The organism is Streptomyces sp. NPDC088915, from assembly GCF_044749825.1.
Lineage (GTDB): Bacteria > Actinomycetota > Actinomycetes > Streptomycetales > Streptomycetaceae > Streptomyces.
In genome coordinates this window covers 37940-58537 of sequence record NZ_JBIVIR010000012.1, presented here as the reverse complement: position 1 = coordinate 58537, position 20598 = coordinate 37940, and the positions used below count along the sequence as shown (strand labels likewise).

22 protein-coding genes are annotated in these 20598 nt (G+C 73.5%); 5 read left to right on the top strand and 17 right to left on the bottom strand.

All coding sequences use genetic code 11. The features are described 5' to 3' along the window. Window positions 1-89 precede the first annotated feature (89 nt). Window positions 90-662 (top strand): TIGR03086 family metal-binding protein, encoded by a 573-nt coding sequence (locus tag ACIP5O_RS22310; RefSeq protein ID WP_401295921.1) that lies wholly within the window; start codon window positions 90-92, stop codon window positions 660-662. A gap of 58 nt (window positions 663-720) precedes the next feature. Here the strand turns inward: ACIP5O_RS22310 and ACIP5O_RS22305 are convergent, their stop codons facing one another. The 14 genes from ACIP5O_RS22305 to ACIP5O_RS22240 form a co-directional block, all read right to left on the bottom strand. Then, a complete protein-coding gene (locus tag ACIP5O_RS22305) occupies window positions 721-1470 on the bottom strand; it encodes a sirohydrochlorin chelatase (RefSeq protein WP_401295919.1) in 750 nt (249 codons plus the stop codon). Window positions 1471-1480: 10 nt separating this feature from the next. After that, window positions 1481-2368 carry an ABC transporter permease gene (locus ACIP5O_RS22300; RefSeq protein ID WP_401295917.1) on the bottom strand — a complete coding sequence of 296 codons (888 nt, stop codon included), beginning with the start codon at window positions 2366-2368 and terminating at the stop codon, window positions 1481-1483. Further along, window positions 2355-3149, bottom strand: coding sequence for an ABC transporter ATP-binding protein (locus tag ACIP5O_RS22295; protein ID WP_401295914.1), 795 nt, complete (start codon window positions 3147-3149; stop codon window positions 2355-2357). The genes ACIP5O_RS22300 and ACIP5O_RS22295 overlap by 14 nt, the downstream gene beginning before the upstream one ends. A gap of 37 nt (window positions 3150-3186) precedes the next feature. Further along, window positions 3187-4326, bottom strand: a complete 1140-nt coding sequence (locus ACIP5O_RS22290) for an aliphatic sulfonate ABC transporter substrate-binding protein (protein WP_401295912.1) — start codon at window positions 4324-4326, stop codon at window positions 3187-3189. Between the two features lie 211 nt (window positions 4327-4537). Then, on the bottom strand, window positions 4538-5881 hold the full coding sequence (locus ACIP5O_RS22285; protein WP_401295910.1) for a sulfate adenylyltransferase subunit 1: 1344 nt from the start codon (window positions 5879-5881) through the stop codon (window positions 4538-4540). After that, window positions 5881-6813, bottom strand: a complete 933-nt coding sequence (gene cysD, locus ACIP5O_RS22280; protein ID WP_356548097.1) for a sulfate adenylyltransferase subunit CysD — start codon at window positions 6811-6813, stop codon at window positions 5881-5883. Before cysD ends, ACIP5O_RS22285 begins: the two co-directional genes overlap by 1 nt. Next, a complete protein-coding gene (gene cysC, locus ACIP5O_RS22275) occupies window positions 6810-7391 on the bottom strand; it encodes an adenylyl-sulfate kinase (protein ID WP_356548096.1) in 582 nt (193 codons plus the stop codon). Before cysC ends, cysD begins: the two co-directional genes overlap by 4 nt. Next, on the bottom strand, window positions 7391-8098 hold the full coding sequence (locus ACIP5O_RS22270; protein ID WP_401295906.1) for a phosphoadenylyl-sulfate reductase: 708 nt from the start codon (window positions 8096-8098) through the stop codon (window positions 7391-7393). The genes cysC and ACIP5O_RS22270 overlap by 1 nt, the downstream gene beginning before the upstream one ends. Continuing rightward, entirely contained in the window at window positions 8095-8274 is a 180-nt protein-coding gene (locus ACIP5O_RS22265; protein ID WP_401295904.1) for a hypothetical protein, read from the bottom strand. The genes ACIP5O_RS22270 and ACIP5O_RS22265 overlap by 4 nt, the downstream gene beginning before the upstream one ends. Beyond that, window positions 8271-9968: a nitrite/sulfite reductase gene (locus ACIP5O_RS22260; RefSeq protein WP_401295901.1), complete on the bottom strand. Its 1698-nt coding sequence runs from the start codon at window positions 9966-9968 to the stop codon at window positions 8271-8273. Before ACIP5O_RS22260 ends, ACIP5O_RS22265 begins: the two co-directional genes overlap by 4 nt. Before the next feature lie 136 nt (window positions 9969-10104). Further along, window positions 10105-10188 carry a putative leader peptide gene (locus ACIP5O_RS22255; RefSeq protein ID WP_310591794.1) on the bottom strand — a complete coding sequence of 28 codons (84 nt, stop codon included), beginning with the start codon at window positions 10186-10188 and terminating at the stop codon, window positions 10105-10107. A gap of 136 nt (window positions 10189-10324) precedes the next feature. Then, window positions 10325-10894: a GNAT family N-acetyltransferase gene (locus ACIP5O_RS22250; RefSeq protein ID WP_401295898.1), complete on the bottom strand. Its 570-nt coding sequence runs from the start codon at window positions 10892-10894 to the stop codon at window positions 10325-10327. Window positions 10895-11016: 122 nt separating this feature from the next. Beyond that, entirely contained in the window at window positions 11017-12303 is a 1287-nt protein-coding gene (locus tag ACIP5O_RS22245; RefSeq protein ID WP_401295895.1) for a GAF domain-containing protein, read from the bottom strand. 403 nt (window positions 12304-12706) lie between these two features. Continuing rightward, the gene (locus ACIP5O_RS22240; protein WP_401295892.1) at window positions 12707-14362 is read right to left on the bottom strand and encodes an acyl-CoA dehydrogenase family protein; all 1656 of its coding nucleotides are present in this window, start codon (window positions 14360-14362) and stop codon (window positions 12707-12709) included. Between the two features lie 17 nt (window positions 14363-14379). Between ACIP5O_RS22240 and ACIP5O_RS22235 the strand changes: the two genes are divergently transcribed. Together ACIP5O_RS22235 and ACIP5O_RS22230 are read left to right on the top strand one after the other, a co-directional pair. Continuing rightward, window positions 14380-15513, top strand: coding sequence for a YihY/virulence factor BrkB family protein (locus ACIP5O_RS22235; RefSeq protein WP_401295889.1), 1134 nt, complete (start codon window positions 14380-14382; stop codon window positions 15511-15513). A gap of 14 nt (window positions 15514-15527) precedes the next feature. Further along, window positions 15528-16259 carry a helix-turn-helix domain-containing protein gene (locus ACIP5O_RS22230; RefSeq protein WP_401295886.1) on the top strand — a complete coding sequence of 244 codons (732 nt, stop codon included), beginning with the start codon at window positions 15528-15530 and terminating at the stop codon, window positions 16257-16259. Here ACIP5O_RS22230 and ACIP5O_RS22225 read toward each other — a convergent pair. After that, the gene (locus tag ACIP5O_RS22225) at window positions 16199-16615 is read right to left on the bottom strand and encodes a VOC family protein (RefSeq protein ID WP_401295883.1); all 417 of its coding nucleotides are present in this window, start codon (window positions 16613-16615) and stop codon (window positions 16199-16201) included. The genes ACIP5O_RS22230 and ACIP5O_RS22225 overlap by 61 nt on opposite strands. Window positions 16616-16975: 360 nt before the next feature. On the opposite strand from ACIP5O_RS22225, the gene rsgA reads away from it, so the two are divergent. Together rsgA and ACIP5O_RS22215 are read left to right on the top strand one after the other, a co-directional pair. Further along, window positions 16976-18085, top strand: coding sequence for a ribosome small subunit-dependent GTPase A (rsgA, locus tag ACIP5O_RS22220; RefSeq protein WP_401295880.1), 1110 nt, complete (start codon window positions 16976-16978; stop codon window positions 18083-18085). An 88-nt stretch (window positions 18086-18173) separates the two neighbouring features. Next, window positions 18174-19538 (top strand): bifunctional transcriptional activator/DNA repair enzyme AdaA, encoded by a 1365-nt coding sequence (locus ACIP5O_RS22215; RefSeq protein WP_401295877.1) that lies wholly within the window; start codon window positions 18174-18176, stop codon window positions 19536-19538. 16 nt (window positions 19539-19554) lie between these two features. Here the strand turns inward: ACIP5O_RS22215 and ACIP5O_RS22210 are convergent, their stop codons facing one another. Together ACIP5O_RS22210 and ACIP5O_RS22205 are read right to left on the bottom strand one after the other, a co-directional pair. After that, complete coding sequence (locus tag ACIP5O_RS22210; protein WP_125668020.1) at window positions 19555-19956, bottom strand: PPOX class F420-dependent oxidoreductase; 402 nt, start codon at window positions 19954-19956, stop codon at window positions 19555-19557. Between the two features lie 85 nt (window positions 19957-20041). Then, complete coding sequence (locus ACIP5O_RS22205) at window positions 20042-20524, bottom strand: DUF456 domain-containing protein (protein WP_401295874.1); 483 nt, start codon at window positions 20522-20524, stop codon at window positions 20042-20044. Window positions 20525-20598 lie beyond the last annotated feature (74 nt).

Genomic DNA, 20598 nt, shown 5'->3' with positions numbered 1-20598 from the left:
GGAGGAGTCGCGAAAGTCGGGGCGTCACGGGAATCGGGGTGTCGCGAAAGTTCAAGACCGGGTGGCGGGCCGCTCCGTAGCGTCGGGGCATGAACGACATCCACACCCACCTCACCGTCTGCGCCGCCGAGGCGAGCCGGGTCGCCCGGGGCGTCACCGACGAGCAGCTCGCGGCGCCCTCCGTCTGCGACGGCTGGACCGTCCGCGCACTCGCCAACCACCTGGTCGCCTACTCCGCGCACGGCCTCGAACACCGCGCCCTGCGGACCCCGCTCCCCGAGGAGACCGCCGGGCGGGACTTCGCCGGGGAGCCCGGCTGGGCCGGGGCGTACGCGGCCCAGCTCGACCGGGCGCTGGCCGCCTGGGAGCGGCCCGGGGTCTGGGAGGGCGAGGTCGACCTCGGGTTCACCGCGATGCCCGCCCCCGTGATCGCGTCCCTGGTCGTCAAGGAACTCGCCCTGCACGGCTGGGACCTGGCCCGCTCCACGGGCCAGGAGTTCGAGCTGCCGGAGGGGACGGCGGCCTTCGTCCTCGGCGTCGTCGAGGAGCACGCCGAGGTCTACCGCCAGTACGAGGGCTTCGCCGCGCCGGTCGACGTCCCGGACGACGCCCCGCCGTTCGAGCGCGCGCTGGCGGTCAGCGGCCGGAACCCGAAGGCCTGACCGTCCGGTCGGCCGCGTCGGTTCGGTCGGCCGCGTCGGTTCGGACGGCCGCGCCGGTTCAGACGGCCGCCGCCGTCACCCGCTCGGCCGCCCGCGCCGCCCCGTCGTAGCGGGCGAGCAGCAGCCGGGCCAGCTCGGGCGAGGGGCCGAGCACGTCCGCGAGGACGTCCGCCTCCGCCGCGCCCGCGGCGATCCGGTCCGGCAGGCGCCCCGGCGCGATCACGTACGGGGCGACCGCCACCCGCCGGACGCCCGGCTCGGCGCGCAGCGCCCGTACGGCGTCCTCCGTGGGGGGAAGAGCAGCGGAGGCGAACGCGGGCCGCACGGAGCACCAACCGGTGCGCCGCAGCTCCCGCGCCGTTTCTGCGATCACCGCGATCGCCTCCGGGTCTGTGGAGCCCGCCGAGGCCAGGACGACCCCGGTCGCGCTCTTGTCGCCGGGCGCGAGCCCGGCCTCGTACAGCCGCCGTTCCACCGCCGCGATCAGCAGCGGCGACGGGCCCAGGACCTCCGCCTGGCGGATCCGCAGCGGGGCGGGGGCCTGCCGCAGGACGGCCGGCACGTCCGCCTTCGCGTGGAAGGCCCGGGTGAGGAGCAGCGGCAGCGCCACCACGTCCCGCACCCCCTCGGCGGCGAGCCGGTCGAGGACCCCCGTCACCGACGGCAGGTTGAAGTCCAGGAACGCCGTCTCCACGCGCAGCCCCGGCCGCAGCGCACCGGCCCGGCGCACCAGCGCCTGGACGGTGGCCGCGTGCCGCGGGTCGCGGCTGCCGTGGGCGATCACGAGGAGGACGGGACGGTGGTTCATGGTTCGGAGCTCACTTCACCAGCAGGCCGCGGCTGCGGAGCACCCATCGCTCCAGCGGGCTGAAGATCAGCAGGTCGATCGCGATGCCGACGACCAGGATCAGCAGGATCGCCAGGAACACGCCGGGCAGGTCGATGTTGTTGCGGCCGTTCTCCAGGAGCTGGCCCAGGCCCAGGCCCAGGTCCGGCGAGGAGGCGATGATCTCGGCGGCCATCAGCGAGCGCCAGGAGAACGCCCAGCCCTGCTTCAGGCCCGCCAGGTAGCCGGGCAGCGCGGCCGGGAGGACCACGTGCCAGGTGCCCTTGAGGCCGGTGGCGCCCATGGTGCGGCCGGCCCGCAGGAACAGCGGCGGGACCTGGTCCACGCCGGAGACCAGACCGTTGGCGATGGACGGGACGGCGCCGAGCAGGATGACGGTGAACATCATCGCGTCGTTCAGGCCGAACCAGAGCACGGCCGGCGGCACCCACGCCACCGAGGGCAGCGACTGCAGACCGGACAGGATCGGGCCGATCGCGGCGCGCACGAACTTCACCCGGGCCACCAGCAGGCCCAGCGGGGTGCCGATGGCCAGGGCCAGCAGGAAGCCGGCCAGGCCGCGGGACACGCTGGTCCAGATGACCTCCAGGAGGGTGCCCTGGAGCCACATGTCGACCAGGCCGTCCCACACCGCGGACGGCGCGGGCAGCTTGGTCTCCTCGGTGATCTTCGCCGAGACGAGGACCTGCCAGACGACGAGGACCAGGGCGACGGCGAGGGTGGGCGGGAGGACCTTCTTGACGAGGACCTCGCGGACCGGGGTGCGGCGGATCTCGACCGCGTCCAGGGCGTCGAGCCCGGCCTCCAGACCGGCGAGGTCGTCCGCCTTGGCCTTCGGGGCGGTGTCAGTGCTGGCCATGGCGGCGGATCTCCCCACGCAGGTGTTCAGTGATCTCGACGGACAGCTCGGCCACGTTCGCGTCCTCGATGCGGCGCGGCTGCGGGATGTCCACGGTCCACTCCTTGGCCACCCGGCCGGGCCGGGAGGAGAGCAGGACCACGCGCTGGGCGAGGCGCACGGCCTCGCGCACGTTGTGGGTGACGAAGAGGACGGACAGGTTCGTCTCGTCCCAGATGCGGGTGAGCTCGCCGTGCAGCACGTCACGCGTGATGGCGTCCAGGGCGGCGAACGGCTCGTCCATCAGGAGCAGTTGGCTGTCCTGGGCCAGCGCCCGGGCGAGGGCCACCCGCTGCCGCATGCCGCCGGACAGCTCGTGCACCCGCTTGCCGTACGCGCCGCCGAGCCGGACGAGTTCGAGCAGCCGCTCGGCCTCCGGCCGGCGCTCGGCCCGGGGCACCCCGCGCAGCCGCAGGGCCAGTTCGATGTTCTTGCCCGCGGTCAGCCACGGGAAGAGGGCGTGCTCCTGGAACATCAGGGCCGGCCGGCCGCCCGGGGTCGCGATGGACCCCTGGGTCGGCCGGTCGAGCCCCGCGACCAGGTTGAGCAGGGTGGACTTGCCGCACCCCGAGGCCCCCAGGATGGTGACGAACTCGCCGGGCGCGACGTCGAGGCTGACGTCGTCCAGGACGAGCTGGGTACCGGCCGGGCCGGAGAAGGACTTCGAGACGTGCTCGATCCGGGCGGCGTGCGTCCGCTCCGCCGCCGTGCCCTCGGCCGCCTTGGCGAGCGTCGTGGCCATGGTCGTCACCTCCTGGGGTTCGTGGGTTCGCCGGCGGTTACTTGACGCCGAGACCGGCGTCGGAGACCTCGGGCTTGCCGGCGGCCTTCAGCACCTTGTTGAGGAGCGTCAGGTCGTAGATGCCGGCCAGGTCGGGCTGCTCGATGAGCTGCGCCTTGACCGCCCACTCGGACTGGGTCTTCAGCGTCGCGGCCAGCGGGTCGTCGGTGATCGCGATGCTGGGCCACGCAGGGTCGATGACCTTGGCGTCCAGGGCCTTGCCGCCGAGGCTCTTCAGCGCCGCGTTGGCCGACTCCTTGGCCTTGTCCGGGTTGGCGTTGATCCACTCGTTGGTCTTCACCGTCCCCTTGAGCACGGCCTCGACGACGTCCGGGTGCTCCGTGAGGAACTTCTGCGACACGATGACGTTCGTGATCACGAACTTCTTGTCGGGCCACAGGGTGGTCTCGTCCAGGAGGACGGAGCCGCCCTGGGCGACCAGCTTGGACGCGGTCGGCTCGGGCACCCAGGCGCCGTCGATCGAGCCGGACTTGAAGGCGTCCGGGGTGACCTTGTTGTCCGTGCGGACGACCGAGACGTCGCCCTTGCCGGACTCGGGGTCGACCTTCCAGCCCTTCTCGGCGATCCAGTTGAGGAGCGCGACGTCCTGCGTGTTGCCCTTCTGCGGGGTGGCGATCCTCTTGCCCTTGAGGTCGTCCAGGGTCTTGATCCTGTCCGGGTTCACGACCAGCTTCACGCCGCCGGAGGCGGAGCCGGAGATGATCCGCAGGTTCTTGCCCTTGGACTTGACGTAGGCGTTGATGGAGGGCGAGGGGCCGATGAAGCCGATGTCGAGGGAGCCGCCGTTGAGCGCCTCGATCTCGGACGGGCCGGCGTTGAAGGTCTGGGGCTTGAGCGCGGTGCCGCCCAGCTCCTTCTGGATCAGGCCGTCCTGGACGCCGATCAGCGCGGTGGCGTGCGTCAGGTTCGGGAAGTAGCCGATCCGCACCTCGGAGGCGGAGAGCTTCTTCGCGTCGGCCGCGACCGGAGCCTTCTTGTCGGAGGACTCGTCCTTCTTCGCGTCGGAGCCGTAGCCGCAGGAGGCGAGCGCGCCGATCAGCAGGGGCAGGGCGGCGGCGGCGACGATGCCGCCGCGCAGCGGCTTACGGGTGGTGCGGGAGTTTCCGGTGGCAGACACGCGGGGTTTTCCTCTCGGCACGTGGTCTCATGACGCACGTCTTCGGCGGTGGGGCAGGGGCGGGTACGGCTCGTGGGGGGTGTGGGCGCGCAAGCGGTGCGCGTACGTCATCGCGCACATCGCGCCACCCCTCCCTGGCCGCTGCCGAGGGTGCCGCTGCCGACGCGGCCCCCCTCCTTCGCGAAGGTCGAGTAGACGTCGGGGAGCATGTCTAGAAGTCCCATCCTTCCTCGTCCTCGGTCGCCGCGACCGCCTTGGCGGTGGCGAAGGACTCGCCCGCCATGCCGGCCGCGAGCGTGGTGCCGTCCGCCGGGTCGATCAGCAGGAACGAACCGGTGCGGCGGGAGTCCGCGTACGCGTCGAGCGCGAGCGGCTCGGCGGTGCGGACCACGACCCGGCCGATGTCGTTGGCGACCAGCTGCCCGGGGGCCGGGTGCTGGGAGAGGTCGTCCAGGGTCAGCCGCGAGGGGATGTCCTTGACGATCGCCTTGACCGTACGGGTGGTGTGCTTGAGCAGGACCCGCTGGCCGACCGCGAGCGGCCGGTCCGCCACGTGGCAGACCGTCGCCTCGACGTCCTGGCTGGTGGCCGGGGCGTCACCGGCCGGGGCGAGCAGGTCGCCGCGCGAGATGTCGATGTCGTCCGCGAGCCGGATCGTCACCGACTGCGGCGCCCACGCGATGTCGACGGCCTCGCCGAGCGCGTCGATCGCCGTGATCGTGGAGGTCTTCCCGGACGGCAGTACGGTGACCTCCTCGCCGACCCGGAAGGCACCGGCGGCGATCTGACCGGCGTAGCCCCGGTAGTCGGGGTGCTCGGCGGTCTGCGGGCGGATCACGTACTGCACGGGGAACCGGGCGTGGCAGGCCGTCAGGTCGTGGCTGACCGGGACCGTCTCCAGGTGCTCCAGGACCGTCGGGCCGCCGTACCAGTCCATGTTCGCCGACGGCTCCACGACGTTGTCGCCGGCGAGCGCCGAGATCGGGATCGCCGTGATCTCCGGGACGCCCAGCTCCTTGGCGTACGTGGTGAACTCCTCGGCGATGGCGGCGAAGACGGGCTCGGCGTAGTCGACGAGGTCCATCTTGTTCACGGCCAGGACCACGTGCGGGACGCGGAGCAGGGCGGCGACGGCGGCGTGCCGGCGGGTCTGCTCGACGACGCCGTTGCGCGCGTCGACCAGGACCACGGCCAGCTCGGCGGTGGAGGCGCCGGTGACCATGTTCCGGGTGTACTGCACGTGCCCGGGGGTGTCGGCCAGGATGAACCGGCGCCGGGCGGTGGCGAAGTAGCGGTAGGCCACGTCGATGGTGATGCCCTGCTCGCGCTCGGCCCGCAGGCCGTCGGTGAGCAGTGCCAGGTCGGGCGCCTCCTGGCCGCGGGAGCGCGAGGCGTGCTCCACGGCCTCCAGCTGGTCGGCGAGGACCGACTTGGAGTCGTGCAGGAGCCGGCCCACCAGGGTGGACTTGCCGTCGTCGACGGAACCGGCGGTCGCGAAGCGCAGCAGGGTGGTGGCCGCCGACAGGTCGGCCGGCTGCTCGGTGGACGTGCTCATTAGAAGTACCCTTCGCGCTTGCGGTCTTCCATCGCGGCCTCGGACAGCTTGTCGTCGGCCCGGGTGGCGCCCCGCTCGGTGAGCCGGGAGGCGGCGATCTCGGCGATCACCGCGTCGAGCGTGGTGGCGTCGGAGTCCACGGCACCGGTGCAGGACATGTCCCCGACCGTGCGGTAGCGGATCAGCCGGGACTCGACCGTCTCGGTCTCCTTCGGACCGCCCCACTCGCCCGCCGTCAGCCACATGCCGTTGCGGGCGAACACCTCGCGCTCGTGCGCGAAGTAGATCTCCGGCAGCTCGATCCCCTCGCGCTGGATGTACTGCCACACGTCCAGCTCGGTCCAGTTGGACAGCGGGAAGACGCGCACGTGCTCGCCGGGGGCGTGCCGGCCGTTGTAGAGCTGCCACAGCTCCGGGCGCTGGCGGCGCGGGTCCCACTGCGAGAACTCGTCGCGCAGGGAGAAGACGCGCTCCTTGGCGCGGGCCTTCTCCTCGTCGCGCCGTCCGCCGCCGAAGACGGCGTCGAACCGGTGCTCCTGGATGGCCTCGGTCAGCGGCACGGTCTGGAGCGGGTTGCGGGTGCCGTCGGGGCGCTCGCGGAGCTTTCCGGCGTCGATGTACTCCTGCACGGAGGCCACGTGCAGCCGCAACCCGTGCCGCTCGACCGTGCGGTCGCGGTACTCGATGACCTCGGGGAAGTTGTGCCCGGTGTCGACGTGGAGCAGCGTGAACGGCACCGGCGCGGGCGCGAACGCCTTCAGCGCCAGGTGCAGCATGACGATGGAGTCCTTGCCGCCGGAGAAGAGGATCACCGGCCGCTCGAACTCCCCCGCCACCTCGCGGAAGATGTGCACCGCCTCGGACTCCAGGGAGTCCAGGTGCGACAGCGCGAACGAGCCGTCGGTCGTGTGGACGTGGGCGACAGTGGTCACAGCAGACCCTTCTCGGTGAGCAGCGCGTGGAGCCGCTCCGCGGACTCCCGCACGGTCTGGTCCTGGGACTCGATCCGCAGATCGGGCGCCTCGGGGGCCTCGTAGGGGTCGTCGACCCCGGTGAGCCCGCTGATCTCGCCCGCCGCCTGCTTGGCGTACAGGCCCTTCACGTCACGGACGGAGCAGACCTCGACGGGGGTGGCCACGTGCACCTCGACGAAGGCGGTGCCCTCGGCGTGGTGGCGCTTGCGGACGGCCTCGCGGCTGTCGGCGTACGGGGCGATGACCGGCACCAGGACCTTCACGCCGTGCGAGGCGAGCAGCTCGGCGACGAAGCCGATCCGCTGCACGTTGGTGTGCCGGTCCTCGCGGCTGAAGCCGAGGCCCGCCGAGAGGAACTCGCGGATCTCGTCGCCGTCGAGGACCTCGACGCGGTGGCCCTCGTCGCGCAGCCGTCCGGCCAGCTCGTACGCGATCGTGGTCTTGCCGGCGCTCGGCAGGCCGGTGAGCCAGATGGTGGCACCGGTCACGTGGTTCTCCCGGGAGGTCTCTGAGGGGGGTCGGGGGGTCGTGGTCATCAGCCGTGCAGCCCGCACTCGGTCTTGGCGCGGCCCGCCCAGCGTCCGGCGCGGGCGTCCTCGCCCTCCAGGACGCGGCGGGTGCAGGGGGCGCAGCCGACGGAGGCGTACCCGTCCATGAGGAGAGGGTTGGTGAGGACGCCGTGCTCCGCGACGTACGCGTCGACGTCGTCCTGCGTCCAGCGGGCGATGGGCGAGACCTTGACCTTGCGGCGCTTCTCGTCCCAGCCGACGACCGGGGTGTTCGCCCGGGTCGGGGACTCGTCGCGGCGCAGACCGGTGGCCCACGCGCGGTACGCGGTCAGGCCCTCTTCGAGGGGGGCGACCTTGCGCAGCGCGCAGCACCGGTCGGGGTCGCGGTCGTGCAGCTTCGGACCGTACTCGGCGTCCTGCTCGGCCACGGACTGACGCGGGGTCAGGGTGATGACGCGGACGTCCATGACGGCGTCCACGGCGTCGCGGGTGCCGATGGTCTCCTCGAAGTGGTAGCCCGTGTCGAGGAAGACGACGTCCACGCCGGGGCGGACCCGGGAGGCGAGGTGGGCGACGACCGCGTCCTCCATGGAGGAGGTGACGCAGAAGCGCTCGCCGAAGGTGTCGACGGCCCACCGGAGGATCTCCGTCGCGGAGGCGTCCTCCAGTTCGCGGCCGGCCCGCTCGGCGAGTGCCTTGAGGTCGGCCTCGGTGAGGTCCTGGTCGATCGTCATATGTCGTCCCCTCCAGAAGGCCTGTCCGAAGTCGCCGGGGCGAGCAGCCCCAGGAACTTCAGCTGGAAGGCCCGGCTGCACGCGGCGCATTCCCAGGCGCCGTGACCCTGCTCGTTGGGACGCAGGTCCTCGTCGCCGCAGTAGGGGCAGAAGAAGGGCGCGGCACGCTCGCTCATGACAGCGCCTCCTCGGAGGCCCGGGCCGCCCAGGTCGCGAAGCGCTCGCCGGTCTCGCGCTCCGCCTGGAAGCGCTTGAGGACCCGCTCCACGTAGTCGGGGAGCTCGGCCGCGGTGACCTTGAGGCCGCGGACCTTGCGGCCGAAACCGGCCTCCAGGCCGAGCGCGCCGCCCAGGTGCACCTGGTAGCCCTCGACGCGGTTGCCCTCGTCGTCCAGGACGAGCTGGCCCTTGAGGCCGATGTCCGCGACCTGGATGCGGGCGCAGGCGTTCGGGCAGCCGTTGATGTTGATGGTCAGCGGCTCGTCGAACTCCGGGATCCGGCGCTCCAGTTCGTCGATGAGCGAGGAGCCGCGGCCCTTCGTCTCGACGATCGCCAGCTTGCAGAACTCGATGCCGGTGCAGGCCATCGTGCCGCGCCGGAAGGGTGAGGGGGTGACCCGCAGGTCGAGCGCCTCCAGGCCGGCGACCAGCGAGTCGACCTGCGCCTCCTCGACGTCGAGGACGAGCATCTTCTGCTCGGCGGTGGTGCGGACCCGGCCGGAGCCGTGCGCCTCGGCGACCTCGGCGATCTTCGTCAGAGTGGCGCCGTCGACGCGGCCGACGCGGGGCGCGAAGCCGACGTAGAAGCGGCCGTCCTTCTGCCGGTGCACGCCGACGTGGTCGCGCCAGCGGCCCGCGGGCTGCTCGGGAGCCGGACCGTCCGTCAGCTTCCGCTTCAGGTACTCGTCCTCCAGGACCTGCCGGAACTTCTCCGGGCCCCAGTCGGCGACGAGGAACTTCAGCCGGGCGCGGTTGCGCAGCCGGCGGTAGCCGTAGTCGCGGAAGATCGAGATGACGCCCTCGTACACGTCGGGCACCTCGTCGAGCGAGACCCAGGTGCCGAGGCGGACGCCGAGCTTGGGGTTGGTGGAGAGCCCGCCGCCGACCCACACGTCGAAGCCGGGGCCGTGCTCCGGGTGGCGCACGCCGACGAAGGCGATGTCGTTGATCTCGTGCGCCACGTCCAGCAGCGGCGAGCCGGAGACCGCCGACTTGAACTTGCGGGGCAGGTTGGAGAAGTCCTTGTTGCCGACGATCCGGCGGTAGATCTCGTCGATGGCGGGAGTGCCGTCGATGATCTCGTCGGCGGCGATGCCGGCGACGGGGGAGCCGAGGATGACGCGCGGGGTGTCGCCGCAGGCCTCGGTGGTGGACAGGCCGACCGCCTCCAGGCGGTTCCAGATCTCGGGGACGTCCTCGATGCGGATCCAGTGGTACTGGACGTTCTGCCGGTCCGTGATGTCGGCGGTGCCCCGGGCGAACTCCTCGGAGATCTCGCCGACGACCCGCAGCTGCGCGGTGGTCAGCCGGCCGCCGTCGATGCGGACCCGGAGCATGAAGTACTCGTCGTCCAGCTCCTCCGGCTCCAGGACGCCCGTCTTGGTGCCGTCCAGACCCTGCTTGCGCTGGGTGTAGAGGCCCCACCAGCGCATGCGTCCGCGCAGGTCGTTGGGGTCGATGGAGTGGAATCCGCGCTTCGAGTAGACCGTCTCAATACGTGTCCGCACATTGAGACCGTCGTCGTCCTTCTTGAACTGCTCATTGCCGTTCAGGGGGGTGAAGTGCCCCACGGCCCACTGACCCTCGCCACGGTGACGCCCGGCCTTGCGGCGGGCGGCGGCGGGGGTGGGGTTTTCCGGGGTGGCGGCCATGGCGTTTCGTCCTTCGGGACTGCGAGAGGGCGGCTCTGACCTGCACACGCGCGCTCGGGTCAGAGGGTGGCGCGACAGTGCGCAGCAGGGTGGGGCGGAGTCGGGTGGAAAAGTGATCGCGGCGGTGCTGGTTCTCTCAGCGCGCCGGACAGATGGCGCTGGACATGCGGCCGAGGTCGACGTGCCGCCGACTCACCAAGGCAATTCCAGTTCCAGACATGGCGGAAGCGTGTCACGGGACTTTGGAACCAGTCCAGCATCGTCCAGGATATGGACATTGTCGTCTCGCAGAACGAGATGGTGTGTTCTGGGTCACGCGAAAGGAGCCCGAGAGGACTCCTTTCACGTGACCGCGCTCAGGCGTACGCGCCGGGCCACGGGCCGGGCGTCCCGGTCTCCTCCGCCTGCTCCACCTTGGTGTCGAACAGCCGGAAGCCGCGCCGCTCGTAGTTGGCCATGGCGTGCGGGCCGTCGAGCGAGCAGGTGTGCAGCCAGACGCGCCGCGTGGCCTCCCGTCCGGGCCAGCGCCCGGCCAGGTCCCAGGCGCGGGCCGTCCCGTACGACAGGAGGTGCCCGCCGATCCGGCGGCCCCGGAAGGCCGGGATCAGGCCGAAGTAGACGATCTCCACCACGCCGTCGGGCTGTGCCTCCAGCTCCACGTACCCGGCCGGCGTCCCCCTGTCGTACGCCACCCAGATCTCGGCACCCGGCTTCTCGACGATCTCCTGCCACTGCTTGTACGTCAGGGACAGGCGGTCGGACCAGCGGATGTCGCCGCCGACGGCGGTGTAGAGGAAGCGGCTGAACTCCGCCGAGGGCACCTCGGCGCGCCGGACCACCACGTCGTCGCCCTCCGGCGGGGTGGCGGGACGCAGGTCGGACGGGGAGGTCTGTTCGAGGGACCACGTGGTGAGAGTGATGCTCATGGGGCCATCGCATCATGCGGGGCGCGGGATGCCCAGGGCGGCCCCGGGGGAGGGGGAGGCTCCGGGGAGACGGTTGTCCGCATGGTGGACAGGGGCTGGGTGGCCGGGGCCCACGCCACCGGCTATCCCGCCACCCCGGCCCGTACCGCCGGTGCCGTCGAGTGCGGCAGCAGGTCCGACGGCGACTCCGGGCGCAGGACCTCCACGGTCACCTCCTCGCGGAAGCGGTACGGGCGGTGGGCCAGGACCCCCGCCAGGGTCCGGCGCACCCGGGACATCTCGGCCCGTACGGTCACCGTCCTCGTCCGGTCCCCGAACACGTCTTCCGCCAGCTCCGCCGCCGTCCGCCCGTCCCGGTGCAGCGCCAGGACGTAGAGCAGCTCGGCGTGCCGGGGGCTGAGCTCCTGCTGCCAGCCGCCCGCGGGACCCGACACGGACACCGTCCAGCGGCGCGGCCGGCTCAGGTCGAGCACCACCCGCTGCGCCGCCTCCGCGTCCGGCGCCCCGGCCTCCTCCTCGACCCGCAGCAGCCAGCCGCCCGGCAGCGGCTCCACCGCGCACGCCCCGAGCGAGGGCAGCCGGACCCGGCCGGCGCGGAGGGACTTCGGCAGCGGGACGCGGTCCACCGGCGCGAGCCCGGTCACCGCCGCCGTCCAGCCGTACGGGTCCACCGCGACGGCCCGGCCGCCCACCCGGCACAGGATCGGCGCGGCGACGGCCCGCAGCCGCTCGACCGACCGGCGGTGCCGCTCGCGCATCTCGGCCTCGGCGAGCTGCGCCACCGAGCCGACCAGGGCCAGCATCGCCGGATGGAAGGTGGAGGCCGGGCCGCTCACGTCGAGGATCCCCAGGAGCCGCCGGTCGCGCGGGTCGCGCACGGGCGCGGCGGCGCAGGTCCAGTTGTGCAGGGTGTGGAGGTAGTGCTCGGCGGAGTGGACCTGCACCGCCCGGCCCAGGGCGAGCGCCGTGCCGACCGCGTTGGTCCCGGTCGTGCGCTCGGTCCAGGCCGCGCCCTCCTCCAGACAGATGCCGTTCGCCCGGCGCAGCACCCCGGCGTTCCCCTGCCGCCACAGCACCCGGCCGTGCTCGTCGGTGACCACCATGATCTGGAGGGAGGCGTCGGCGATGCCGGCGAGGCCGCGGGTCAGGGTCTGCATGACCTCGGCGAGGAGCGTGGTCCTGCGCCGCTCCTCCAGCTCGTCGCGGCGGAGCAGCACGCTGCTGGTGCCCCGGTCGGGGTCGAGGCCGAGCCGGGCCATCCGCTGCCAGGACGCGTCGATGACCGGACGGGGCGCGATCGGCGGGGTCCGGCCCGCCAGCGTCTCCTCGCGCACGCGGTGCAGCAGCCTGGCGGCCCGGGCGGTGTCCATGGCGGCCAGCCGCCCCATGTCGAGCTGCGTGTTCTTCATCGGTCCCTCCCAGCCACCCGGGGTGCTGTAACGGTTCTGCACGGGGCAGACGACCGGAGTCCGTCCAGGGGCGGACGTCCGGAGCGTCGGTGCCCATCGTGCCGCCCGGGACCGACCGGCGAGACCCGGTTCGGGTAATCCTGCAACCCTTTGCAACTCTCGCCCTCACCCGCCCTCCTGAGCGAGGCTTGTGCGAGCGGCGGGTGGTGCCGTGTCGGCGCAGCACCACCCCCGCTTCTTCGCGCGCCCGCACGGCGGGCCGACCGCCCGCCCGTGCCGCGTGCTTGAGCCGTGGGCCGACCGCCCGCCCGTGCCGCGTGTTTGAGCCGTGGGCCGACCGCCCGCCCGTGCCGCGTGTTTGAGCCGTGGGTCGACCGCCCGCCCGAGCCGCAGGCTCCCGCCGTCACACCTCCACCCGCGCCCGCTCCACCACCGACCGCAGGTCCAGGGTGTGCGGCAGCGTGCCGAAGGCCGCGCCGCCGTCCCCGCCGAGCCGCGCCGCGCAGAACGCGTCCGCGACCTCCGGCGGGGCCCACCGCACGAGCAGCGCCCCCTGGAGCACCAGGGCCATCCGCTCCACGAGCCGCCGCGCCCGCGCCTCGATGCCGTCCAGGTCCGCCAGTTCGGCGAGCAGCTCCCGCACCGCCCGGTCGAAGCGGTGGTCCGCGCCCCGCGCCGCCCCGACCTCCCGCAGGAACGCGTCGAGCGAGAGCGGCTCGGTCCGCAGCACCCGCACCACGTCCAGGGCCTGCACGTTCCCCGAGCCCTCCCAGACCGAGTTGAGCGGCGACTCCCGCAGCAGCCGGGGCATCCCCGACTCCTCCACGTACCCGTTGCCGCCCAGGCACTCCAGCGCCTCGGTCACCACCGGCGTACACCGCTTGGTCACCCAGTACTTCGCCACCGGCACCGCGATCCGCAGCAGCGCCCGCTCCCTCGCGGCGTCCTCCCCGCCGTCCTCCGCCGCGTCGTACGCCGCCGCGAGCCGCATCCCCAGGGCCGTCGCCGCCTCCGACTCCAGGGCCAGGTCCGCGAGCACGTTCCGCATCAGCGGCTTCTCGGCCAGCGGCCCGCCGAAGGCGCTCCGGTACGAGCAGTGGTGGACGGCCTGCGCCACCGCCTGCCGCATCAGCGCCGCCGAGCCGAGCACGCAGTCGAGCCGGGTCGCCGCCACCATCCCCATGACCGAGCGGATCCCGCGCCCCTCCTCGCCGATCCGGCGCGCCCACGTCGTGCCGTCGAACTCGACCTCGGCCGAGGCGTTCGACCGGTTGCCCAGCTTGTCCTTCAGGCGCTGGATCGCGAAGGCGTTGCGCGAGCCGTCCGCGAGCACCCGGGGCACCAGGAAGCACGTCAGGCCCGCCGGGGCCTGCGCCAGGACCAGGAAGGCGTCCGACATCGGCGCCGAGCAGAACCACTTGTGCCCGGTCAGGACGTACTCGCCCGCCGCCGCCAGCGGGCTCGCCCCCGTCGTGTTCGCCCGGACGTCGCTGCCGCCCTGCTTCTCCGTCATCGCCATCCCGAGCAGGGCGCCCGGCTTCTCCGCGACGGGCAGCAGCGCCCGCTCGTACACGTGCGAGCGGGCCGCCGGCTCCCACACCTCGGCGAGCTCCGGCTCGATCCGCAGCGCGGGCACCGCCGCGTGGGTCATCGACAGCGGGCAGCCGTGCCCCGCCTCCGCCTGCGTCGCCACCAGGAACCCGGCCGCCCGCCGCACGTGCCCGCCGGGAAGGTCCCACGCGTCGGTCAGCCCGGCCGACACGGAACGGCCCAGGATCCGGTGCCAGGCCGGATGGAAGTGGACCTCGTCGACCCGGTGGCCGTAGCGGTCGTGGGTCCGCAGCCGGGGCGGGTTCTCGTTCGCCTGCTCGCCCCACTCCCGCACCTGCTCCGAACCCGTCGCCCGGCCGAGCAGCGCGAGCGACTCCCGGGCCTCGTCGAAGAGTCCCGGAGCGAGGTGCCGTTCCACCGCCTCGACCAGGGCACGGTCGCCGGTGAAGACGTCGTACCCCACCAGGGGAGGGGGCTGATTGGTCACTGTGTGGGTGGTCCGCGCCATGCGGATACGGTAAGCAGGTGCAGGCAGCAAGAGAAACACCCGAACGGCCCGAGCGGCCCGAGCGGCGGCCCGGGAGCAGGCTCCACCGCGCCCGCGTCCTCTACCGCAACGTCTCGAAGCGGAAGATGGTCTGGCTGCTCCTCAAGGACACCGTCAACTCGTGCGTCGAGTACCGGATCCTCGGTCTCGCCGCCGAGGCGGCGTTCTTCACCCTGCTGTCCCTGCCGCCCCTGCTCCTCGGCCTGATCGCCCTCCTGGGCTACGCCGACGACTGGACCAACACCGACACCGTCACCAGCATCCAGGAGAACATCCTCCGCGCCGCCGGGACGGTCCTGTCCGACCGGGGCGTCGAGGAGATCGCCAAACCGGTCCTGGACGACGTCACCCGGGGCAAACGGCCCGACCTGATCTCCCTGGGCTTCGCCATCGCCCTCTGGTCCGGCTCCCGCGCGGTGAACGTCTTCATCGACACCATCACCGTCATGTACGGGCTCGACGGCCACCGCGGCATCGTGAAGACCCGGCTCCTCGCCTTCCTGCTCTACCTCGTGGCCCTGGTCATCGGCGCCGTCGTGCTGCCGCTCGCCGTCGTCGGCCCCGACCGGGTCGTCGAACTCGTCCCCTGGGGGACGGAGGTCGTCTCCGTCCTGTACTGGCCGGCCGTCATCCTCCTCTCCATCGCCTTCCTCACCACGCTCTACCACGTGTCCGTGCCCGTGCGGTCGCCGTGGATCGAGGACATCCCCGGCGCCCTCGTCGCGCTCGCCATGTGGGCCCTCGGCAGCTTCCTGCTGCGGATCTACCTGACCAGCCAGGTCGAGGGCCCCACCATCTACGGCTCCCTCGCCGCGCCCATCGCCGTCCTCCTCTGGATCGGCGTCTCCGCCTTCGCCGTCCTCGTCGGCGCCGCCGTCAACGCCGCCATCGACCGCGTCTGGCCCTCCGTGGCCACCGCCGCCGCCCGCGAGGCCAACGAACGCGCCCGCGCCGTCCAGGCGGCGGAACTCGTCGCCCGCGTCCGGGCCGAGGCGGAGGACGTCGACGAGGACGACCCGGACATGCCCTCCGAGTTCCCCGAACGCTGGTCGAAGTTCCTGCCCCCGGACGACGTGAAGTCCCGTCTGCACTCGAACTGGGAGAAGGACTGAGGGAGGGAGGACCGTTGTACGAGGAACGCCCGGCCCGCCTCACGGGAGCCGTCCTGTGGACCGCCACGACGGACCCGGCGGCGCCCGCCCGCCCGGTCCTCCCCGACGGCTGCATGGACCTCATCTGGGCCGACGGCCGCCTCCTCGTCGCCGGACCCGACACACGCGCGCACGTGCCCACGGACACCGCCGCCCGGTACGCCGGGCTCCGCTTCGCCCCCGGGGACGCGCCCCGCGTCCTCGGCGTCCCGGCCCGCACACTGCGCGACCGCCTGGTCCCCCTGGAAGCCCTGTGGGGCGGCGCCGAGGCGCGCCGGACCGGCGAACGGATCACCGACGCCCCCGACCCGGCCGCCGCCCTGGAGGAGTTCGTACGGCTCCGGGCCGCCGGCGCCCCCGCGCCCGACCCGCTCCTGCGGGCCGTCGTGGCGCGCCTCGCCGCCGGCCGGCCGGTCGCGGAGACGGCCGACGCGGTCGGCCTCGGCGCCCGGCAGCTCCACCGCCGCTCCCTCGACGCCTTCGGCTACGGCCCCAAGACCCTCGCCCGGATCCTCCGCCTCCAGCGGGCGCTCGCCCTGGTCCGGTCCGGCGTGCCGTACGCGGAGGCGGCCGTCCGCGCGGGCTGCGCGGACCAGGCCCACCTGTCCCGCGAGGTCCGGACGCTCACGGGCACGACGCTCGGCGCCTACGCGCTCTCGGCGAACAACGACACCGCACACCCGTCCGGGTCGAGCACCACCGCGTAACGCTGCCCCCAGACCGCGTCCCAGGGCTCCAGGTGCCCCCGGTACCCGGCGGCGACCAGCTCCCCGTACAACGCGTCCACCTCCGCCGGCGACCCGCACCGGAAGGCCGGCTCGATCCGGTGCCCGCCCCCGGGCCGCGTCCACCCCGGATCGAAGGACCGGACCACCTCCTCCGTGTCCCACGCGAACCGCAGCCCCCCGGGCAGCACCACCTCCACGTGCGGCGCCGCCTCGGCCCCTTCCGGGACCTCCAGCCCGAGCCGCCGGTAGAAGGCGAGCGAGGCGGCCATGTCGGAGACGACGAGCCCGATCAGATCGAGCCGGGGGGTGGGAGGGGTACGGGGTGTGGTGTCCATGTGCCGCACGCTAGGGGCACCCGCCACCCGGGTCTTGTACGAATCGGACACGGGCCAGGGCACCCGTGGCACGCCCCCGGAGCCCGGTCTGCCGCCGACCCCGTTTAATCCGGTGGTGCCACCGCCCGGGACGGGGCTATGGTTCTGCTCGACCGTTCACGAGTGAGCCGAGTGAGCCGAGTGAGCGGTGATCAGTTCGTGGAGAAGCAGCCGGAGGTGAGGACATTGATGACTGTCACGGTGACGGGCGCTGCCCGCATTCAGGAGTTCATCGTTCCCACTTCCGTGGCCTCCGGCTGACACCCACTCGAACCGCGCGCTCGGAGCGCGCCGCCGGGGCCGCCCTTCGAAGGGTCCCCCTTGTCTTCCTCGCTTTCCCCCGGTTCATCCTCCCCGCTCGACGCCCACGGCTGGGACTCCGGCTGGGCCGCCGCCTTCGCGCCGTACGCCGCCCGGGGGCTCGTCCCCGGACGGGTCGTCCGGGTCGACCGCGGTCAGTGCGACGTCGCGACCGACGCGGGAACCGTCCGTGCCGACACGGCGTTCGTGACCCCGCACGACCCGCTCCGGGTCGTCTGCACCGGCGACTGGGCCGCCGTCGACCCCGAGGGCGCCAGTGACCCCCGGTACGTACGGGCGTGCCTGCCGCGCCGTACCGCCTTCGCGCGCTCCACCTCCTCCAAGCGGTCCGAGGGGCAGATCCTCGCCGCCAACGTCGACCACGCCGTCATCGCCGTCTCGCTCGCCGTCGAGCTCGACCTCGGGCGGATCGAACGCTTCCTCGCCCTGGCCTGGGAGTCCGGCGCCCAGCCGACCGTCGTCCTCAGCAAGGCCGACCTCGTCCCCGACCCCGTCGGGCTCTCCTACCTCGTCGAGGACGTCGAGACCGTCGCCCCCGGCGTGCAGGTGCTGCCCCTCAGCTCGACCACGGGCGAGGGACTCGACGTGCTCTCCGCGGTGGTCGCGGGCGGCACGACCGTGCTGCTCGGCGTCTCCGGTGCCGGCAAGTCCACCCTCGCCAACGCGCTCGTGGGCGAGGACGTCATGTCCGTCCAGGCCGCCCGTGACGTCGACGGCAAGGGCCGCCACACCACCACCACCCGCAACCTCTTCGTCCTGCCCGGCGGGGGCGTCCTCATCGACACCCCCGGCCTGCGCGGCGTCGGGCTCTGGGACGCCGAGGCCGGCGTCGGCCAGGTCTTCTCGGAGATCGAGGAGCTGGCCCGGGACTGCCGCTTCCACGACTGCGCCCACGAGGCGGAGCCGGGCTGCGCGGTGGTGGCCGCCATCGAGGACGGCACCCTGCCCGTGCGCCGCCTGGAGAGCTTCCGCAAGCTCATGCGCGAGAACCAGCGGCTCGTGGCCAAGACCGACGCCCGGCTGCGCGGCGAGATCCGCAGGGACTGGAAGCGCACGATGGCCGCCGGCCGCGCCGCCGTCGAGTTCAAGCGCAACGGACGCCTGCGGTAGCCCGTACGGGCAGGGGCGTACGGCCCCGGGGAGCGCGGTGTCCGAAAACCGCGAGCCCCGGGCCGGCCGCCGCCGCACACTGGAGGCCGTGAAGGACGACGACACCCGCTACGAGGCGGTCAGCAGCAGGGACGCGCGGTTCGACGGAGAGTTCTTCTTCGCCGTCCGGACCACCGGCATCTACTGCCGTCCCAGCTGCCCCGCCGTCACCCCCAAGCGGCGGAACGTCGCCTTTTTCCCGACGGCCGCCGCCGCCCAGGGCCACGGCTTCCGGGCCTGCCGCCGCTGCCGCCCGGACGCCGTGCCCGGCTCCGCCGAGTGGAACGCGCGGGCCGACGTCGTCGGGCGCGCCGTGCGCATGATCGGGGACGGCGTCGTCGATCGCGAGGGCGTCCCCGGCCTCGCCGGACGCCTCGGCTACAGCACCCGGCAGGTCCAGCGCCAGCTCACCGCCGAACTCGGCGCCGGGCCCGTCGCCCTCGCCCGCGCCCAGCGCGCCCACACCGCCCGGCTGCTGCTCCAGACCACCGGGCTCCCCGTCACCGAGATCGCCTTCGCGGCCGGCTTCGCCAGCGTCCGCCAGTTCAACGACACGATCCGCGCCGTCTACGCCCGCACCCCCACCGCCCTGCGCGCCGAGGCCGGCACCGGTGCGGGAGCCCGGACCGCCCTCGCCGCCGGAGTCCCGCTGCGGCTCGCCCACCGGGGGCCGTACGCGGCCGGCGAGGTCTTCGACCTGCTCGCCGCCGAGGCCGTGCCCCGCGTCGAGGAGGTCGCCGGCGCCCCCGGCGCCCGCACCTACCGGCGCACCCTCCGCCTCCCGTACGGCACCGGGATCGTCTCCGTCGACGAGCGCTCCGCCGGGCGCTGGCTGGACGCCCGCATCCACCTCACCGAGCTGCGCGACCTGACCACCGCCGTGCACCGCCTCCGCCGCCTCTTCGACCTGGACGCCGACCCGTACGCCGTCGCCGAACGCCTCGGGGCCGCCCCCGCGCTCGCCGCCGAGGTGACCGCCCGGCCGGGCGTGCGCTCCCCGGGCACGGCCGACCCCGAGGAGTTCGCGCTGCGGACCCTCCTCGGCGCGGAGGGGTCCGCGCGGGCCGTCGAGGAGCACGGCACCCGCCCGGCCACCGCCTGCGGCGGCCTCACCCACCTCTTTCCCGCGCCCCGGGACCTGACCGGCCACCCCGTCGCCGGTCCGCTGGCCCGCGCGCTCGCCGACGGAGCCGTACGCCTCGACCCCGGCGCCGACCGCGACGAGGCCGAGCGCGCGCTGCTCGCCGTCCCCGGAGTGACCCCCGGGGCCGCCGCCCTCATCCGGATGCGGGCCCTCGGCGACCCCGACGTCGCCCTGCCGGACGGCCCGGAGGCGGGGGAGTGGCGGCCCTGGCGCTCGTACGCCCTCCGCTACCTCACGGCCCCGGCCGCCCCGGGGCCCCGCTCCGGGTGACCCTTCCGGGTGGGTCTCAGGAGCCCGCTCCCCGGGAGTCGTCGAGGCCCCAGCTGTGGATCCGGCGCGGACGGATCCGGACGACCTCCTCGCTGAAGTGCGGCCCCAGGTCGTGCGGGCCCACCAGGAGTTCCGCCTCGCCGCGGATCTCGACGCCCCGGACCCGCCACGGGCGGACGCTCACCACGTCGTCCACGACCAGGGCCACCTTCGGGTTCTCCCGCAGGTTGCGCCACTTCTTCGTACGGCCCATCGCGAACCCGCCGACCAGGACGGTGCCGTCCTCCCTCGGGAAGAACCCCACCGGGTTGGCCTGCGGCTGCCCGGACGGGTCGACGGTCGCCATCCGGCCGAGCCGGGCCCGGTCCTCCGTCAGGTAGGCCCATTCCGTCTCGCTGAAACCCTCGAAATCCCTCATGCGTCCAGGATCGCGCCGATCCCCGCCCGGCGGATCGGCGGTGGGGCGGACGCCGCCTCCGTCTCCGGGACCAGGACCCGCGGCCTCAGCCCCCGAACACCGCCCCCGCCCACGCCCCCACGATCAGCAGACAGGCGAACAGCTCGACGAGCACGCTCGTGCCGGCCGCCCGCATCACCGCCCGGGTCGCCGCCCGCGCCTGCCCGTGGCCGCCGAGCCGGAGCCGCTCCGCGAGGTAGATCCCGCCGACGAAACCGGGGACCGCGCCGACCACCGGAACCAGGACGAAGCCCAGGAGCGCGCCCGCCCCGGCGTACGTCACCATCCGGCGGGTGATGCCGACCCCCCGGAACCGGCGGGCGGGCAACTGCCAGACGACCACCTGGGTGAGGAGCAGCAGACCGGTCGAGGAGGCGAGCAGGATCCAGGCGAGGTCCGTCCGCTCGTGCAGCGCCCACCAGAGCATCGCGGCCCACACCAGCCACGTTCCCGGCACGCCGGGCGTCAGGACCCCGAACAGACCGAGCAGCATCACCGTCGCGACCATCAGGAGCTGCCACACACCCACGCTGCCCAGCGTGCACGACCCCGGGGATTCCCGCAGGCCACGGCGTGCGGACGGGCTACGGACCGGACGAGGGT

What these genes read in the sequence shown, in the direction of transcription:
- ACIP5O_RS22260 (WP_401295901.1), bottom strand. Translation starts at nt 9,968, where the DNA reads ATGGCCGCCACCCCGGAAAACCCCACCCCCGCCGCCGCCCGCCGCAAG.
- cysC (WP_356548096.1), bottom strand. Translation starts at nt 7,391, where the DNA reads ATGACCACGACCCCCCGACCCCCCTCAGAGACCTCCCGGGAGAACCAC.
- ACIP5O_RS22240 (WP_401295892.1), bottom strand. Translation starts at nt 14,362, where the DNA reads ATGGCGCGGACCACCCACACAGTGACCAATCAGCCCCCTCCCCTGGTG.
- ACIP5O_RS22300 (WP_401295917.1), bottom strand. Translation starts at nt 2,368, where the DNA reads ATGGCCAGCACTGACACCGCCCCGAAGGCCAAGGCGGACGACCTCGCC.
- ACIP5O_RS22270 (WP_401295906.1), bottom strand. Translation starts at nt 8,098, where the DNA reads ATGACGATCGACCAGGACCTCACCGAGGCCGACCTCAAGGCACTCGCC.
- ACIP5O_RS22225 (WP_401295883.1), bottom strand. Translation starts at nt 16,615, where the DNA reads ATGGACACCACACCCCGTACCCCTCCCACCCCCCGGCTCGATCTGATC.
- ACIP5O_RS22310 (WP_401295921.1), top strand. Translation starts at nt 90, where the DNA reads ATGAACGACATCCACACCCACCTCACCGTCTGCGCCGCCGAGGCGAGC.
- ACIP5O_RS22255 (WP_310591794.1), bottom strand. Translation starts at nt 10,188, where the DNA reads ATGTCTGGAACTGGAATTGCCTTGGTGAGTCGGCGGCACGTCGACCTC.
- ACIP5O_RS22295 (WP_401295914.1), bottom strand. Translation starts at nt 3,149, where the DNA reads ATGGCCACGACGCTCGCCAAGGCGGCCGAGGGCACGGCGGCGGAGCGG.
- ACIP5O_RS22305 (WP_401295919.1), bottom strand. Translation starts at nt 1,470, where the DNA reads ATGAACCACCGTCCCGTCCTCCTCGTGATCGCCCACGGCAGCCGCGAC.
- ACIP5O_RS22265 (WP_401295904.1), bottom strand. Translation starts at nt 8,274, where the DNA reads ATGAGCGAGCGTGCCGCGCCCTTCTTCTGCCCCTACTGCGGCGACGAG.
- ACIP5O_RS22285 (WP_401295910.1), bottom strand. Translation starts at nt 5,881, where the DNA reads ATGAGCACGTCCACCGAGCAGCCGGCCGACCTGTCGGCGGCCACCACC.
- ACIP5O_RS22250 (WP_401295898.1), bottom strand. Translation starts at nt 10,894, where the DNA reads ATGAGCATCACTCTCACCACGTGGTCCCTCGAACAGACCTCCCCGTCC.
- ACIP5O_RS22210 (WP_125668020.1), bottom strand. Translation starts at nt 19,956, where the DNA reads ATGAGGGATTTCGAGGGTTTCAGCGAGACGGAATGGGCCTACCTGACG.
- ACIP5O_RS22245 (WP_401295895.1), bottom strand. Translation starts at nt 12,303, where the DNA reads ATGAAGAACACGCAGCTCGACATGGGGCGGCTGGCCGCCATGGACACC.